This window comes from Spirosoma arboris (assembly GCF_009754945.1).
Lineage (GTDB): Bacteria > Bacteroidota > Bacteroidia > Cytophagales > Spirosomataceae > Spirosoma > Spirosoma arboris.
Genome location: NZ_WPIN01000005.1, coordinates 636,074 through 652,714, shown reverse-complemented (window position 1 = coordinate 652,714; position 16,641 = coordinate 636,074). Strand labels below are relative to the sequence as shown.

Here is a 16,641-nt window from a genome sequence, read left to right as displayed (position 1 = left end):
AAACATTGAATCTGAAACGTCGGACCTGCCCTTATTTTTCCGGTACAAACGTCAAGGTACTGAATTGACTTTCATCGAAAGTTTCTTGAGCGAGCCCCTGGAGTTGGTCAGCTGTTACGGCTTTAATGTCGTTGAAAATATCATTTAGCGATTCAACACGATTAATATCAAGCAGGCTTTTGGCCATCATCAGCATAAAGCTGTTGTTGCTTTCTTCGGCCATAGCCAGTTGTCCAATCAGCTGTTCTTTCGTTTGGTGCAATTGCAGAGTCGTTAATGGCTGTTCACGCAACCGTTTCAACTCCTTCATAATCAACGAATGGGCCTTATCGACCTTTTTGGGGTCGGTGCCAAAATAGATGCCCAAAAAGCCTGTATCTAAATAAGGTGTGTAGCTGGCGTCGATCGAATAAACCAAACCATACTTTTCACGAAGATTCAGGTTGAGCCGTGAATTCATACCGGGTCCACCAAGCAGGTTGACGAGCATGAAAAAAGGAAGCCGTCGTGGATCAGTCAATCCATAGGCTGGCCGGCCAAGAGCGCATTGTGCCTGTGTAATAGGCCGTTCTACACGGGTTTGGCGCGGGACATAGTCGGTTGGCATTTTCCGTTGTCGGGCGGAATGTTGCGCTGGCACATCGTGGAAATACTTTTCGGCAATCTTCACAACCTGCTTAAATGGCAACTTGCTGACAGATGCAAACACAATCCGGCTGGTGTCGTAATTCTCGGCAATGAATTGCTGAAGGTCTTCACGTCGGAACGCCCCAACCGTTTCGGTAGTACCAAGAATATTGCCACCAAGTGCATGATTGGGAAACACTAATTCATCGAAATCATCTTGAATAGCGTCTTCAGGCGAGTCATAATACATCGCCATTTCTTCCAGAATAACTCCGCGCTCGCGCTCAATTTGTTTTTCAGGAAAAACTGAGTGGAACGTGATATCGGCCAGCAATTCAGCTGCTTTCTCAAAATGGTCGCCTAGAACCGAGGCATGAAAGCAAACTTTTTCTTTGGTCGTGTAGGCATTTAACTCACCACCGATGTTTTCCAGACGAGTGATAATGTGGTAGGATTTTCGTTTCTCCGTACCTTTGAATGCCATATGCTCCCAGAAATGGGCCAATCCCTGCTGATGCGGTTGTTCGTCGCGGCTGCCAATGTCGAGCATAATACCACAGTGGGCAATTTGCGTGTATGGCATTTGTTTGTGCGCAATTCGAATTCCATTGGGCAGAGTATAAACTTCGTAATCTTCCATTCTTAGTTATTGACGCAGTCGTAACGACGTATTGAGCGTACTCATGATAACCGCAACCAAACCGCCCCGGTTCCTGATTATTCAAACCGCTTTCATCGGCGACGTGATTCTGGCTACGGCTCTGCTTGAACAACTTCACCAGGCCCGACCCGATGCGGTGCTGGATGTGTTGGTTCGTAAAGGAAATGAGAGCTTGCTCGCCAATCATCCGTTTCTGAATGAAGTGCTGATCTGGCATAAAAAAGGCACCAAATATCGCGATTTATGGCGGTTATTACGAATAGTTCGTGCCTATAAATACGATGCTGTTCTGAATCTGCAACGTTACGGCACTATGGGGTTATTGACGGCCTTATCTGGAGCGGATGTTACGGCTGGTTTCAACAAAAACCCATTCTCACGATTCTTTACGTATCAGGTTGAGCATCGTTTTGAACCGGGTGTTCACGAGATTAATCGCAATGCTGGTTTGCTTACTACGCTGGGGTTGACTGAGCACCTTCAGGTCACTGCTCTGGCAAGACCTAAACTATATCCGTCTGCTGCCGACTATGCGGCTGTAAAAACGTATCAGAGTCAACCATATGTGTGTATGGCACCAATGTCTGTCTGGTTTACGAAGCAGTACCCAACTGAGCGATGGGTTGAATTAATAAAAGCGTTGCCAGAGAAACTCACCATCTATTTACTAGGCGCACCGACAGATACAGCGGCTTGTGACACAATTAAAACATTGACCGGGCGAGGAGAAGGGGTTGTCAATCTGGCGGGGAAATTGAGTTTGTTGCAATCGGCTGCCTTGCAACAGGGAGCGGTTATGAACTACGTTAACGATTCCGCTCCTTTACATCTTTGCTCTGCGATGAATGCACCGACAACGGCTATTTTCTGTTCGACGGTACCTGAGTTTGGATTTGGCCCGTTGGCCGATGTTTCGCGGGTAGTACAAACACCGGAACCGCTCGATTGTAAGCCCTGTAATCTGCATGGGCGGAAGGCCTGCCCACTAGGTCATTTTCGATGTGCCTGGGGTATTCAGCTAGAGGAGCTGGCACAGTTGGAATTATAAAATTCCTTTTGCGGCTAAAGCTCGGTTGTGATGCATTAATAATTCTGTCATCGCCTGATACGCCTTCTGCTGCTCAAGGGCACTTTGATGAATGGCTTCAGTACGCTCCCGTAGCGAACCAAAGGCCTCGCCATGTCTGTCCAGGCGTTCCTGATGTTTCTGTATTTGGCCTATAACAACGTCAATTTCTTCCTGCTGGCGTTCGACTCGTTCACTATATAATTCCAATAGTTCGTTATGTTGGTCAAATTGTTCAGCATGGCGGTCAAATTTCTTATTAAGACGCTCTATTTCTTCATTATGGCGATCGATGCGCTGGAGGGTTTCAATCAGTAATTCTAAAATTCTCTCTTCATTTTTCATAAGCCAAATCTATTTGCTATTTCACAAAAATCAAAGAACAGGTTACTAAATATTCACGGCAGATTGTTGATACTACAAAACCTCCCTTTGACCTACATACTGTGTGCCCAAATGAAGAAATTAGCTCAAATAGACTCAGTACAAGATACTGACTTTAAATAGTTTAGTTTTATTTGTCAATTTTTATATTTATTAAAATTTTGTGTGGAGATCTTTGATATTTAATGAAATATTATTTGAAAGCGTGGTTTTCAGCCATATATTTGGTCTATTCGATAGAGTACGACAAAATAATCAATTTTCGACTTCCTAGTAGTGCTTCCGGAAGCCGGTTCTTCCCTTAAAATATAGTCGTCAGTGTATTTATTCATGCGATAAAAATAACCTTCGCTTATGTCAATCAATCGTCGTGACTGGCTTCGGGCCAGTGTGTTATCAGGCTTAAGTTTGGCAGCTGCGCCTGCTGCATTCTGTGAACCGGAACCAGAAACGCTCGCAGGTTACAGACTACCCAAAGACGGTGTGCTGAAAGCTCGCTTGTCGGCTAATGAAAACCCGTATGGTCCTTCGCCAAAGGCGATTAAAACCATTACAGAGGCTGCTCCCGACGGCTACCTTTATGCGATGGAATATGCCAGGAAATTCCGCAAATTAGTGGCTGATACTGAAGGCGTTCCTGAAGACTACGTGCTTCTGGGTGCTGGTTCGGGTGAGCTATTGACGGCAGCTTCACTTTGGGCGGCTTATCGACCTAATGCTGGCCGTACCATCGTTGCGCCAGATCCGACGTTTGATCAACTTCCTCGGGCTGCCATAAAACATGGTATTACTATGGATCGCGTTCCGCTGGTAGCCGCTGATGGTTACGACATCAACCTGAACAAACTCAACGAGCGCGTAGGTAGCCAAACGGGTATGGTTTATATGTGTAACCCCAATAACCCAACGGCGATTACGGTAGATCCGGCTAAGCTGCGGGCCTTCTGCGAAGCGGTTGGGGCAAAGACGCCAATTCTGGTGGATGAAGCTTATATCGACTATACGCCAGATCCGAAAGCTTACACGATGGTGGACATGGTGAAGAAGGGTTACAACGTCATTATTACCAAGACATTCTCGAAAGTACACGGCTTTGCTGGCTTACGGACGGGCTATATGATTGCGAAACCTGAGTTGCTGGAACAGATTTCCAAATTCTCAACTGGTGGGGGCTGTATCAGCATGACAACCCTGCGGGCAGCCAGTGTTAGTTTGCAGGATAAAGACTTTATCAAATTCTCGCTTGGCAAGGCTCAGGAGTCCAAGGATTATCTGCTGGGTGTTCTGAAGCAACATAACTACGAACCGCTTCCATCGGGTGCGAACTTCGTAATGTTCCCAATTCGGATGAAGGGTGAAGATTTCGTTGCCCGTATGATGGAACAGGGCGTAAGCATCCGTCAGTGGAAATTTGATGGTCAATACTGGTGCCGTGTTTCGCTGGGTACAATGCCCCAGATGCAGGCGTTTGCCGATGGATTGAAATTGGTTTCGTAATCGAGAGTAAAGCGGTCGGTCGGCAGTTGCCGTGGAAACCCGCTTGTTTATAAAGTAAAAACACAAAAAGTGGCGGCATAATATGTCGCCACTTTTTGTGTTTTTACCGAAATCGTAAAGCGCTGATGGCGACGTAATAGCTCAGTTAGAGTTTTGCTTCTCTTCTTTATTTATACATCCAGTATCTACATTGGTACATTCTGTTAAAATAGCTTAAACGCGCCAATTTGCCCCTTTTGAGCTGCAACGTTGGGTTTAATAACCTCGTATTCGAAAATAGACAGACCATTCGAAGCGTCAACTTAACCCAATATGGTTTCTAAACGTAGCTGTGGACGAGGCTGTCATCACCTGATGAAACTTTCTCTTTTAGTCCTATGAGTTTTCGCGTACTCCATTTCTTTACTCAACCAACAGCCGTATCCAGGCATACGATAATCGACCAAGTTCTTCTACTTATTTGCCTTGGCTGGACAGCGTTATTAGTGAGTTGCTCCAACACGGATGTCACCACATTGGGCGACTGGCAAACCCGGTCTGACCTCGATGGGGTTGGGCGTAGTGCCGCAACTGGCTTTGTTATTGGGAACATAACCTATATCGGCACGGGTACCACCGCAACAAACGAGTTATTGAAAGACTTCTGGGCCTATAATCAAGCCAGTAACGCGTGGACTCAGGTAGCCGATTTTGGTGGTTCTACCCGAAACTCGGCGGTTGGTTTCGCTGTGGGTACCAAAGGCTACGTTGGTACGGGTATAAACGCCAATAGCACTCTATTGAGAGACTTTTGGGAGTTTGACCCAACCACTAACACGTGGAATCAAATTGCCGACTTCGCAGGAACAGCCCGACGAAACGCTGTGTCTTTTTCAATTAACAACAAAGGCTTCGTTGGCACGGGTTACGATGGGAATTATCTAAAAGATTTCTGGACCTATGACCCGGCAGAAGGTACATGGGAGAAAGCGGTGAGTTTTGGTGGTGGAAAACGATTAGGGGCTGTTAGTTTCATTATTAACAACATTGCCTATGTCGGTACGGGTACAAATGGGGCGTCTTTAACCGATTGGTGGGCCTATGACCCCGCTCAGGATTTATGGATTGAGAAAGACGAGTTCGATACTGATAATGGAGAATATGTGGCTCGTAGTTATGGAGTGGGTTTTGCGATTGGCTCACGAGGCTACATAACATCTGGAGATACCGGTACAACCGTCTGGCAATATAATCCGGATACAGACAGTTGGGCTGAATATGGTGTTTTTGAAGGGGGTACCCGGTCATATGCGTTTGGTTTCGCGATAAATGGTAAGGGATATATCACAACTGGCAGCAACGGTACGACCAGCTTTGATGACCTCTGGGAGTTTGACCCAACTATCGAACAGGATACGAGTACCAACTAGCCTAGTATCTGGAATGAATTAGTAAATCCGAGTTCTATAATCAGTCAATAATCGAACTAAACCCAATGGTCATTAGCCGAGAAGTGTATTTTAATGACGCATGTCCTTCTATTAATGAAGTAGTTAAGCATGTCCGTCAACGAACAGGTATTCCTGCTAGCTATTTAGCAGACAAATGGTTACTGACTAACCCGCTTAATAAAGTTGATATTTTTAGCCTTTACCAGGAAGGAGATCATACAATTGTAGTAACCAATGATGAATCTGCGACGGATTTACTAGGGGCTACTTTATATACTCTGATAGAAATGGGCGGATTTTATAAAGATGGAACAGCCTGACAAACCGTGGTTCATTTGACTATTTTATCGCCACAGGTTTCGTTGGATCAATACGTAGCCAAAGTAAAGCGCTTACCATCAAACAACCTGCAATCATAAACAGGGGGTAATTGAAATTTTTGGTTTGCTCCACGATAATGCCAAACAGGATTGTGATGAAAAAACCGCCCAACTGTCCTGCGAAATTCATCGAGCCTGCTACCGTTCCAGCGTTCCGTTGACCAATATCGACGCACACGGCAAACGCCACAGGTAGAGCAAGATCTTTCGTGAGCACGCATACGGCGAGCAGATAGCCTGCCATCTGATTATCGGTAGTCAATCCCGATAATAGGAAAAATAAGCTCGACAGCCCCAGCCCGCCCACGCCCACGGCACGACGACCTATTTTTAGGCCATATCGTTTGGTGAGTGCGTCGCTCAACACACCACCAACCAGACAGCCAACAGCACCCAGGAAATAAGAGAGCGAAATGAAATTTTTGGTCTGGTCTTCGGTCAGGCCGCGTCCTTCCTGAAAATAAACGGATGACCAGTTTGTGAAAAAGTACGACCCGTAGAAGAATAAGTGGCACATCAACATCAGCGCCCATAAATCGGGGTTGCTGATGATCGTTGTCCAGGGAATTCGATGGTCGTTCGGTTTGATGTTTCGACCGGTTTCAATTTCTTCCACTTCGGCCGCACTAATGCCCGATTTTTCAGATGGTTCATCGCGAAACCAGAGGTACCAGCCAATGGCCCATACGACACCTAGTAGACCCAGAATGGCAAAAGCCCAGCGCCAGCCAGCCCAGTGAACCAATGGAATCACCAGTAGGGGCGTTAATGCTCCACCCAGTCGTCCGGCGGCCCAAATCACCGATTGCGCCCGACCTACCTCAACAGCCGGAAACCAGCGGGCAATTACGATAGATGCGTTTGGATAGGCACCGGCTTCACCAATGCCAAACAGGAACCGTACAATCAGTAGGTACAGGAAATTAAACGCCGTTCCGGTGAGTGCCGTAAACCCGGACCACCACAAGACAACCCGTGTTAACACACGGCGAGGACCAATGCTATCGCCCAAAGAGCCAGTTGGTATTTCGAAGAGCGCATAGGACAATGAGAAAGCCCCCAAAATCCAGCCGAGCTGCTGATTGTCGAGGTGCAGATCCGTTTTTACATACTTGCTGACTACGTTCATGCAAACGCGGTCGAGGTAGGTGATGGTTGACAGCAGGAATAAACCCGATAGAACCCGGTAGCGAACGTTCATGAATGGAGAAGGGAAATACAAGAATACAATAAAAAATACTTGCCTTCCTATTTTTTTGCCAACCGACAACTGCCGTACTTTTACGGTATGTCAACAGTAACCATCGCCCCCCTTACCGAAAGCCTGCCCGCTTTTCTGGAGTCTTACGATTTTTCGGCCATTGCTGTCATTGCCGATAACCATACATTCCGGTTTTGTTACCCGGAGTTGAAAACAATATTGCCGAAGCATACGCTTGTTCGGATTAAGGCGGGCGAGGAGCAGAAGCACATTGCTACCTGTGAGCTAATCTGGGATGCCCTGACACGGGCTAATTTCGATCGGCATGCGCTGGTGCTTAACCTGGGTGGTGGCGTTATTGGCGATATGGGTGGCTTTTGCGCGGCTACCTATAAGCGGGGCATTGCCTTTGTTCAGATACCAACTACGTTGCTGGCACAGGTGGATGCCAGTGTAGGTGGTAAGCTTGGTATTGATTTCCGGGGTTTCAAAAACCACATTGGGGTATTTCAGCAGCCCAACACCGTTTTGATCGATCCGTCCTTTCTAACAACGCTACCTGAGCGGGAGCTTCGGTCAGGATTCGCCGAAATCATTAAACACTGCCTTATTGCCGATGCGATCATGTGGGATGAGATTCGTCGGCGTGATCTTGATGAGCAGGATTGGCCAACATTGGTCGCCCACTCGGTGGCCGTTAAGCAGCGGGTTGTTGCCGAAGACCCAACCGAGAAAGGATTGCGTAAGATCCTCAATTTTGGTCATACACTGGGCCACGCTGTTGAAACGTATTTTCTGACGCAACCGCGCAAGCGACTTTTACATGGCGAAGCCATTGCTGTTGGTATGGTTGCCGAAGCCTTTATGGCTTTTCAGAAAAAGATGATTGATCAGGACCTCCTGACACAAATCGAAGAATACATATTTGCCGTATATGGAAACGTACGCCTTGCCGATGAGGATGTTGAACCTGTACTAGCGTTGACACTACAGGACAAAAAGAATCGCGGTCGGGAAGTACGCATGTCCTTGCTCGACGGGCCGGGTAGTTGTGCGTTTGATGTGCACGTAACACCTGCCGAAATGCGCCGGGGACTGGAGTTTTACCGGGGGCTAAATAAGAATTAAAATTTGGCCATACGGTATTGTTTGCCAAACAATTACGACTATATTTGAGTTCGACCCCAAAGGATACTCTCACTATTAACTCATTCTAGTATATCATTAAAAACCTTTACAAACTGGAGTATGAAAAAGTGCATTGGTATTTTGTTTGTGCTATCTGCTATCGTTATGGCGGGCTGTTCGTCGAGCAGGCTATTTGTTGAGCATGACTATAGCTACGAAGGCCATTTTAAAAACTACGAATCCTTTAATTTTCTAGAGTGCGAATTCGTCGATTCGACGCTTCTCTGCTCCGATATTCAGGATGCAATTCGACACCAGATGGAAGCACGAGGGTACCGGGTCAGTAACCGCGCTCCGAACCTATTGATCTCGTATAACATCTTCCGGTCTGATCTGCGTTTCCGCGGTTATCAGCAGCCCGTCATTAAAGATTGGGTAGTGCGCGAAGATGATGACGCTACGTATAAACGTATCGATTATAACCTTGACGAAGGTACGCTGATGATTTCGCTTATTGATGCTGAATCGTATCAGGTTATCTGGAAAGGGTATGCCTCGAAGATGATGCGTAATCAGAACTTCAAGAATAACTACTTCAAAGGTATTGTCCGGTCTATCTTTGACCAATACCCGCTAATGGCGACAGTGAAGTAGGTATAAAAATAATTCGGGTGGAAACCCACGATTGGTAGCTAAAAAATTAGCCTGTACCAATCGCGGCTTTCCACCCGCATTATTTTGTCAACTCCTTAAAAATAGTCTCCAGCGAGTTTTCCTGCTGACGTAGTCCCACCAGCGTTAGATTCTGGTCGGCGGCAAGACGGAAGATCGCAGCTCGTAAATCAGTGTTAGAGGCAGCTGTAATTCGGTACAGGCCATGTTCTAAGGGCTCTACCCGCTCCACACCCGGCAGAGAGACTAACACTCCGGGCTCTGCCAGGTTTCCCTCAAATTCAGCGATAACAACTAAACCCTCCCTGGCGGGGGCACTTCTGAGTTGACTCAGTGGGCCATCGGCTACAATCTTACCTCGGTTGATAATGACAACACGGTCGCAAATAGCTTCGACTTCCTGCATAATGTGCGTTGAGAACAAAACCGTTTTGTCGCGGCCGGCCTCACGGATAACCTGCCTGATTTCAGCCAACTGATTAGGATCGAGACCGGTTGTAGGTTCGTCGAGAATGAGAACGGGGGGATTGTGCAGCAATGCCTGAGCCAGACCAACACGCTGGCGATATCCTTTCGATAATTGCCCAATGCGTTTGTGCTGCTCGTGCCCCAACCCAACCAGTTCGATCATATCGCCAATACGCCGACTCAGATCGGAGCTGCGTAAGCCATGCAGGGAGCCTGCAAAACGCAGGTATTCTTTTATGTATAGATCCAGATAAAGTGGGTTGTGCTCCGGCAAATACCCAACACTCCGGCGAACATCTATAGAATGCGTTCGAACATCGAAGCCATTCACTTCCACTGTTCCTTCGGTAGGGGAGAGGTAACCTGTGGCAATCTTCATTGTTGTTGATTTTCCCGCACCGTTCGGGCCAAGAAAGCCGACAATTTCGCCCGGCTCAACCGTTAGTGAAATCTGATCGACAGCCCGCTGCTGTTTATATAGTTTCGTAAGATTTTGAACCCGGATGGACATAGTTTACTGGTAATACTGAACAATAAACGACAGCCAATGGCTAATTGGCATAAGGCGAATGTAAACCTAACAGATTAAAACCAGAAATGTCTCTGCCTGGCCGATCAACGCCCGTTAATGACACAGTCAATACGCTATTAGGAAACGGCTTAGTTGGGGAGAGGGCATACTATCCAGACGTATTGCATCTGGATTTGTAGTGATGGTTGATCACAAAAAAGCGAGCTAACATAGTTCACTCGCTTTTCATATTACTATCTAATACTTTTAAGTTTTACAAAACTATGTACAAGGATATATATGGTAAATTAATGACTGGTTAACAGGTGGTTAATAGGGCATTAATGCCGACATTTTTACAGCTTAAACCGCCAGAATAAGTTGACATGGCATCAGGTACCTACTGTCAACGAGGCATCCACTTTAAATAACCTGTGGCTGTTATAAATAGAAATTGATTACTAAAGCATTAACTATAAGCAGAGCTGACTGTTTAAGGACTGCTTTTAGCAATGTCTTTCGCTGGCCTATTGCGCAGGGAGACGATTTTCGGCTTATTGAGGAACCAGAAAGAATTTCTATTTTAGCTGTTTAACATCAATAGACACCGTTTTCTTCCTCTCTTTTATGTCCCTTTTTCGCAAAAAGACCGTAACCCAAATCCTAAGTGATGCTGCCGAAGGTGAATCAAGTAAGCTGGTTAAGACATTGGGAGTCCGCGACCTGACTTCGTTTGGCATTGCGGCTATTATTGGGGCCGGGATTTTCAGCACGATTGGGCTGGCAAGTTATAACGGTGGTCCGGCTGTATCCTTATTGTTTGTGTTTACAGCTATTGCGTGCGTATTCACTGCCCTTAGCTATGCACAATTCGCTAGTACAGTTCCTGTGAGTGGTAGCGCCTACACATATGCATATGTGGCATTTGGGGAAATTTTTGCGTGGATCATCGGCTGGGCGCTTATTCTGGAATATGCCGTCAGCAACATGGTTGTCGCCATTTCGTGGTCGGAGTATTTTACATCTATGCTCAGCGGATTTGGGATCACGTTTCCCAAATACTTTGCAACTGACTACGGCACGGCAGCCCGTGCTTTCGAACTGGTGCAACAAACCAAACAGGCGGGTACTGCTATCACGACCTTACCTGAAAACACGCGTTTGTTAGCTGAGGCATACGCGAATGCACCCATGTTTGGTGACCTGAAAGTGATTGCTAATCTGCCTGCTGGCGCGATTACCGTGCTAATTACCGCATTGGTGTATATAGGCATTAAGGAATCTCGCACGGCGAGTAATATTTTGGTTGTGCTCAAATTGGCTGTAATCGGTCTGGTTATTGGTGTTGGCGCTTTCTATGTGAAACCGGCAAACTGGTCGCCGTTTGCACCGAATGGCGTATCGGGTGTATTAAGCGGGGTAGCTTCTGTGTTTTTTGCTTTTATCGGCTTCGATTCTATTTCAACCACTGCCGAAGAGTGTAAAAATCCCCAACGTGATTTGCCCCGCGCTATGCTCTATTGCCTGGGTATCTGCACCATTCTATACGTACTGATTACGCTCGTATTGACCGGTATGGTCAACTATAAGGAGTTAGGTGTAAGTGATCCATTGGCTTACGTGTTTCAGAAAGTAAACCTTGATTTTGTGGCTGGAGTGATTTCAGTCAGTGCGGTTGTGGCCATTACAAGTGCGTTGCTGGTGTATCAGCTCGGGCAGCCACGTATCTGGATGACCATGAGCCGCGATGGCCTGCTCTGGAAACGCTTTTCGAAAGTTCACCCCAAATTCAAAACGCCTTCGTTTGCAACCATTGTTACAGGCATCATCGTGGCGGTCCCTTCTTTGTTTATGGACCTAAAAACCTTTGTGGATCTGACTAGCGTAGGGACATTTTTTGCCTTTATTCTGGTCTGTGCAGGAATTCTGTATTTGGACGCACAGGGACTGACAGCCCAATCGAAGTTTAAGGTGCCTTATATTAATGGCAAATACATTATTGGCGTGGTCTTGCTGGCTGTGCTAGCCTATGTGTTGACAAAAGATGGCTTAGTGCAAACGCTGGAAGAAAAACCGCTGCTGGTGGTATTCTGGGCCACCTGGGCTCTGCTAGCCGTACAGGGATTCCGGTACAATTTCTCGTTGCTACCCGTAATTGGTATATTGACCAACCTCTATCTGATGACGGAGTTAGGGGCCAGCAACTGGAAGATTTTTGGTATATGGCTGATTATTGGCCTGGTGATTTATTTCTCCTATGGGTTCAGGAAGAGTAAATTGGCTGGACAGTAGCGTGTATAATTACGGTACCAATAGCTGATTCGAAAATCAGTAATACGTCAACTCCGTTACCAGGTTATTTTGACGAATACGGGCAGGATAACCGTTAGCCGTATATTCATAAGTTGTACCAGCGGTGTGTTGCATGTGTCGACTTGAGAAAAAAGGAGAGATATAGTGTACAGTGCCCGCATACGGGTTTAATCCCTGGTCGTAGTTGTATTGGAATGTCCGGTCAGCGAAGTCGGGTGTCGCTGTCATGTTCAGCTCCCGTAGCAAAATGACGTTGCCTTTATTGTCGTACGTAAATTCCTGAGTTGAGCCTAATTTACGCATGCTATCGTAATGCAACACCTTCAGCGGCTGGTTTTGATTATCGTACTCATATGCAGTTATACTCTGCAATTCCCATTGTCCCGACTGCTTCAGAAATGTACGGCTCTCCTGAATACGGCCAGCATTGTCGGTATCGATTTCATCGTAACTTATCCATGTGATAGGCCCGCTGCAAGTAGAAAGGCTTGAAAAGGCACAACCATTAGTAAAGTGTTGCACATAACGTAACTGTCCAGCAGCATTGTATCGATATTGATCGGCTGTCGTAATTTGTCCTGACTTATATCGTCGTCCTTCTGCTAATTTGCCCTGTTGGTTGTAACGCCATTCGCCACTTAACTGCCCGATATGGGTTTCACTTTTTAGTCGGCCTGCCACCGAACTGCCATTCAGAATCAGTTGATACTCGTTCGGTAAATCAGCGAGTGACTGCACGGGCGTATCGGCTGGTTGAGCCTCATTACTATCCTGACAGGCCGATAAAAAGAGTATGACTCCAATGAAAAAGTAGAAAGCGCGCATACGAATCAGGCTATGAGTAGAGATTTTCCTAAAAGATTCTAACTCAGACCGAACGGTTGTAATCAGTTAAAGAAAATTAGGTGGCCATCCTTACTTTCCGAAAAACATGATATGTTGCTGGGGGAGCCGATCATCGTTTTTTAACAGGTTTAGCCCTACGACTTTCATCTCCTTTGTGGCTTGAGCGACGCTTAGTTTATGGAGTTCTTTAATAGGTACGTTGGGGTCTTCGGCGCGGTATTCGACCAATACGATTCTGCCGCCCGGTTTTAAGGCCGACGCAATATGCTGCATCATTTCGCGGGGATACGAAAACTCATGGTAGGCATCAATCAGAATGGCCAGATCAATACTATTCGTCGTTAATTTTGGATCTGATTCAGTACCCAGAACAGGTTCAACGTTAGCAGCTTTGTGTTTTGCTTTCCCTTCGTTTAAGTAAGCAATCATTTCAGGCTGAATATCAACGGCTAATACTTTGCCTCTAGGTAATTCAGGTGCCACAAGAAAAGTGAAAAAGCCGGTTCCTGCGCCAATGTCGGCAACAACGTCAGTAGGTTTTAGGTTGAGGGCTTTTAGGAGTAAGTCGGTACGTTCTTCCCGTTCCCGTTCCGGGCGTTCGAGCCACGACGCCCCGAGGTGTCCCATGACCTGGGCAATTTCTCGACCCTGATATAGTTTGCCGATACCATCGCGGCTGGGTTTCCTGACTTGGTATATCTTTGTCGGATAGGGAGGAGATGACAGAGCGGGTTGTTGCTGAGCCCAAACTAGTCCACAGCTTAACCATAATGCGAAATATAAAATCCAGAACTTTTGCATCGCTACTTTAATCAAAACCCAGAGTCTAAACCATCTCATACCCAAACGGTTCTTCAATTTAACTAATTAGACAAGTTTATGAATCTTATCTTACATGTATTACTTGATGCCGCTGTCATTTTCGGCTTAGCTTATCTGATGCCGCAAGTTGATGTCAAAAACTTCGGAACTGCCGTGTTAATTGCGCTGCTACTGGGTTTATTGAATTTCTTTATCGGTTGGTTAATTCGCTTTCCGCTCAACCTGGTTACGTTTTTTTTGCTTACCGGCCTCGTTCGAATTGTAGTAACGGCGCTTTTATTGAAACTGATCGACAACTTTATGGACAGTTTTACGATTGTCGGCTTCTGGCCTGCCCTTGTCATTGCCCTGGCAGTTGCCGTAGCCGGGACTTTGATTGACCGCTCGGCTCCGACACCAGAAATGGTTGAATCTGGCTATGTAGTTACGCTGTTTTCTTATTTAAGAGTAGCGTAGTGCCGACCATCCCGGTCAGCAGGGAACTACTTCATTTTACACCCGACCGAGACAATCAGCCTTCACTGAAAAAGCCGAATCGTAAACGATTCGGCTTTTTCAGTGAAGTATAGTTTTGCCAGTTGTTTAGTCGTTCCGACGACCACCCAGCAGAAGGCTAACATAGTAGAGCAACGTGGCTAGCGAACCCAGAGCTGCTACTACATAAGTCATAGCGGCCCACCAGAGTGCATCCTTTGCGAAGCCATATTCGCGTTGGTTCACTACACCCCGTGTCTGAATCCAGGCCAGCGCTCTACGGCTGGCGTCGAACTCAACGGGCAGTGTCACAAAGCTAAACAGCGTTGTTAGGGCAAATAAAGCAACTCCAATGGCTAATGGAATGGGTGTCGTCCGAATCAGTAAAACACCTGCCAATAATACCCATTGCATATACTGCGATGACACCGTCAGCACAGGCACCATAGCCGACCGGAATTTCAGAGGAGCGTAAGCTAATTTATGCTGTACGGCGTGCCCGCATTCGTGTGCTGCCACAGCCGCAGCCGCTACACTCCGACCGTAGTATACATCGGCACTGAGGTTAACCGTTTTTTCTTCTGGATTATAGTGATCGGTGAGCATGCCCTCAACAGATACAACGCGGACATCGTAGATACCGTTTTCGTTCAGCATCTTTTGAGCCACTTCAGCACCGCTTAGGCCATTGCTCAGGCCAATTTGGGAGTATTCATTGAATTTGCTTCGTAATCGCCAGCTAACGAACGCGCTAGCGCCGAAAATAAGAATCATTATTAACCAGATCATTGTCAATTAGTCAGGTTTGTGGTTTCAATTAAACGGCCAATGTATTCGGTCGTTAGTAGTAAAACAACGGTTAGGCCAAAAAAGTATCCCGATGAGTTGACCATTTATCAAGTCTGTGGGCCATTTAAATACCCAATACGCATTCGGCTCTACCCTTTGTAGGAGTAGAGCCGAATGATAAAGCTGAAAAAGAAGACGGTTATTGGGGGGCTCGGGTCAACACATATTCTTTGTGCAGCCATCTGAATCCTTTATACACTCGGGCGGTAAGCGTCTGCGAATCGAGGAGTTGAAGTTCAATATCAAAATGATTCCCCGTTTTCGGATGAATCAATTCTCCTCCCGACCAGCCTTTTCCATCGAATGATAGATTTTGCATTAATAATTGATTCTTAGCTACACCAAACTGACGCAATCCTGTAGGACTGACATCGGCGATACGGCCAAAATAGCGATCGCCGGATTTATACACCTCTACGCTTGATCCTCTGGCCGGAAACAGCCAGCGCCCCAGAATCTGGTCCCCAGTATGGTCTGTTGACGATTTGCTGGATATAGGCCATAATAGAAGCACAAACAGACTGAATCCCCAAAAATAATATTGGCTGCGTAACGAAGTCATTAAGTGCGCCGATTTATAAGGTGATAATCAACTGAAACGACTCCGGCAACCCAGATGAGTAGTTAACGTTCTCTCGTAACAGAATCTAAACATAAAGAATATATTTCTAAATCCATAAACTTAGTAGATTAAAATTTAATTATTAAAATCAGGTAACCCAACAGATATCGTCAAGGCATCTACTAAATGGTCATGCCTTTCACGAAAAGCTATGCCACGGTTTAATTACAGGCCATAAAGAACCGTGGCATAGCTTTTCGTGAAAGGCACTAATAACTTTGTTTAATTCGTTCGATGAGTTTAGTTGTGGAGTAGCCTGGCACAAGCGCTACCGTTTCGACGCTACCACCTCGGCCCAGCACAAAGCCGGAGCCGACAATGTTCTCAACGGTATAGTCATTACCCTTTACGAGAATATCGGGCTTAATGGCTTCAATCAGTTCTAGGGGAGTAGGTTCGCCGAAAAGTGTAACGGCATCGACAAATTCGAGCGCAGCCATAAGTCGGGCGCGGGCGTATTCGTTCACAACAGGCCGTAATGGGCCTTTTATACAACTGACTGACGTATCGGTATTAAGTCCCAGAATCATTCGGTCGCCGAGAGCGCGAGCTTTTTCGAGGTAATCAATATGACCCAGGTGAACGATATCGAAACAGCCATTGGTGAAAACAATTTTCTGCCCTTCGGCGCGCCATTGGTCTGCCTGCTGAATGGCTTGTTCGCGGGTGAGAATTTTAGATTCGGTCATA

General features: G+C 46.4%; 17 protein-coding genes. 8 read left to right on the top strand and 9 right to left on the bottom strand.

Going from position 1 to position 16,641, the window contains the following annotated elements; all coding sequences use genetic code 11:
- Nucleotides 1–31: 31 nt before the first annotated feature.
- Nucleotides 32–1,267, bottom strand: coding sequence for a M16 family metallopeptidase (locus GO755_RS16670; RefSeq protein WP_157586295.1), 1,236 nt, complete (start codon nucleotides 1,265–1,267; stop codon nucleotides 32–34).
- 43 nt (nucleotides 1,268–1,310) lie between these two features.
- On the opposite strand from GO755_RS16670, the gene GO755_RS16665 reads away from it, so the two are divergent.
- Nucleotides 1,311–2,336, top strand: coding sequence for a glycosyltransferase family 9 protein (locus GO755_RS16665; RefSeq protein WP_157586294.1), 1,026 nt, complete (start codon nucleotides 1,311–1,313; stop codon nucleotides 2,334–2,336).
- Here GO755_RS16665 and GO755_RS16660 read toward each other — a convergent pair.
- Entirely contained in the window at nucleotides 2,331–2,699 is a 369-nt protein-coding gene (locus tag GO755_RS16660; protein WP_157586293.1) for a hypothetical protein, read from the bottom strand. The two genes, GO755_RS16665 and GO755_RS16660, sit on opposite strands and share 6 nt — an antisense overlap.
- Nucleotides 2,700–3,092: 393 nt before the next feature.
- Here GO755_RS16660 and GO755_RS16655 point away from each other — a divergent pair, with 393 nt between their 5' ends.
- The 3 genes from GO755_RS16655 to GO755_RS16645 all read left to right on the top strand — a co-directional run bounded on the left by GO755_RS16655 (nucleotide 3,093) and on the right by GO755_RS16645 (nucleotide 5,985).
- The gene (locus GO755_RS16655) at nucleotides 3,093–4,235 is read left to right on the top strand and encodes a pyridoxal phosphate-dependent aminotransferase (RefSeq protein ID WP_157586292.1); all 1,143 of its coding nucleotides are present in this window, start codon (nucleotides 3,093–3,095) and stop codon (nucleotides 4,233–4,235) included.
- Nucleotides 4,236–4,612: 377 nt separating this feature from the next.
- On the top strand, nucleotides 4,613–5,644 hold the full coding sequence (locus GO755_RS16650) for a Kelch repeat-containing protein (RefSeq protein ID WP_157586291.1): 1,032 nt from the start codon (nucleotides 4,613–4,615) through the stop codon (nucleotides 5,642–5,644).
- A gap of 65 nt (nucleotides 5,645–5,709) precedes the next feature.
- Nucleotides 5,710–5,985, top strand: a complete 276-nt coding sequence (locus tag GO755_RS16645; RefSeq protein WP_157586290.1) for a hypothetical protein — start codon at nucleotides 5,710–5,712, stop codon at nucleotides 5,983–5,985.
- A 19-nt stretch (nucleotides 5,986–6,004) separates the two neighbouring features.
- Here the strand turns inward: GO755_RS16645 and GO755_RS16640 are convergent, their stop codons facing one another.
- A complete protein-coding gene (locus tag GO755_RS16640; RefSeq protein WP_157586289.1) occupies nucleotides 6,005–7,246 on the bottom strand; it encodes an MFS transporter in 1,242 nt (413 codons plus the stop codon).
- Between the two features lie 87 nt (nucleotides 7,247–7,333).
- Here GO755_RS16640 and aroB point away from each other — a divergent pair, with 87 nt between their 5' ends.
- Nucleotides 7,334–8,374 carry a 3-dehydroquinate synthase gene (aroB, locus tag GO755_RS16635; protein ID WP_157586288.1) on the top strand — a complete coding sequence of 347 codons (1,041 nt, stop codon included), beginning with the start codon at nucleotides 7,334–7,336 and terminating at the stop codon, nucleotides 8,372–8,374.
- 120 nt (nucleotides 8,375–8,494) lie between these two features.
- Nucleotides 8,495–9,028 (top strand): DUF4136 domain-containing protein, encoded by a 534-nt coding sequence (locus GO755_RS16630; RefSeq protein WP_157586287.1) that lies wholly within the window; start codon nucleotides 8,495–8,497, stop codon nucleotides 9,026–9,028.
- Nucleotides 9,029–9,107: 79 nt separating this feature from the next.
- Here GO755_RS16630 and gldA read toward each other — a convergent pair whose 3' ends face one another.
- Nucleotides 9,108–10,025: a gliding motility-associated ABC transporter ATP-binding subunit GldA gene (gene gldA, locus GO755_RS16625; protein WP_157586286.1), complete on the bottom strand. Its 918-nt coding sequence runs from the start codon at nucleotides 10,023–10,025 to the stop codon at nucleotides 9,108–9,110.
- A gap of 627 nt (nucleotides 10,026–10,652) precedes the next feature.
- Between gldA and GO755_RS16620 the strand changes: the two genes are divergently transcribed.
- On the top strand, nucleotides 10,653–12,317 hold the full coding sequence (locus GO755_RS16620; protein ID WP_157586285.1) for an amino acid permease: 1,665 nt from the start codon (nucleotides 10,653–10,655) through the stop codon (nucleotides 12,315–12,317).
- Between the two features lie 36 nt (nucleotides 12,318–12,353).
- Here the strand turns inward: GO755_RS16620 and GO755_RS16615 are convergent, their stop codons facing one another.
- Nucleotides 12,354–13,163 (bottom strand): toxin-antitoxin system YwqK family antitoxin, encoded by an 810-nt coding sequence (locus GO755_RS16615; protein ID WP_157586284.1) that lies wholly within the window; start codon nucleotides 13,161–13,163, stop codon nucleotides 12,354–12,356.
- Nucleotides 13,164–13,253: 90 nt separating this feature from the next.
- Complete coding sequence (locus GO755_RS16610; RefSeq protein ID WP_157586283.1) at nucleotides 13,254–13,985, bottom strand: class I SAM-dependent methyltransferase; 732 nt, start codon at nucleotides 13,983–13,985, stop codon at nucleotides 13,254–13,256.
- Between the two features lie 78 nt (nucleotides 13,986–14,063).
- Between GO755_RS16610 and GO755_RS16605 the strand changes: the two genes are divergently transcribed.
- On the top strand, nucleotides 14,064–14,462 hold the full coding sequence (locus tag GO755_RS16605; protein WP_157586282.1) for a phage holin family protein: 399 nt from the start codon (nucleotides 14,064–14,066) through the stop codon (nucleotides 14,460–14,462).
- 126 nt (nucleotides 14,463–14,588) lie between these two features.
- Here GO755_RS16605 and GO755_RS16600 read toward each other — a convergent pair whose 3' ends face one another.
- The 3 genes from GO755_RS16600 to rfaE2 form a co-directional block, all read right to left on the bottom strand.
- On the bottom strand, nucleotides 14,589–15,254 hold the full coding sequence (locus GO755_RS16600) for a zinc metallopeptidase (RefSeq protein WP_157586397.1): 666 nt from the start codon (nucleotides 15,252–15,254) through the stop codon (nucleotides 14,589–14,591).
- A gap of 214 nt (nucleotides 15,255–15,468) precedes the next feature.
- The gene (locus tag GO755_RS16595) at nucleotides 15,469–15,891 is read right to left on the bottom strand and encodes a DUF2147 domain-containing protein (RefSeq protein ID WP_157586281.1); all 423 of its coding nucleotides are present in this window, start codon (nucleotides 15,889–15,891) and stop codon (nucleotides 15,469–15,471) included.
- A gap of 269 nt (nucleotides 15,892–16,160) precedes the next feature.
- The gene (gene rfaE2, locus GO755_RS16590) at nucleotides 16,161–16,640 is read right to left on the bottom strand and encodes a D-glycero-beta-D-manno-heptose 1-phosphate adenylyltransferase (RefSeq protein WP_157586280.1); all 480 of its coding nucleotides are present in this window, start codon (nucleotides 16,638–16,640) and stop codon (nucleotides 16,161–16,163) included.
- Nucleotide 16,641: the final 1 nt, after the last annotated feature.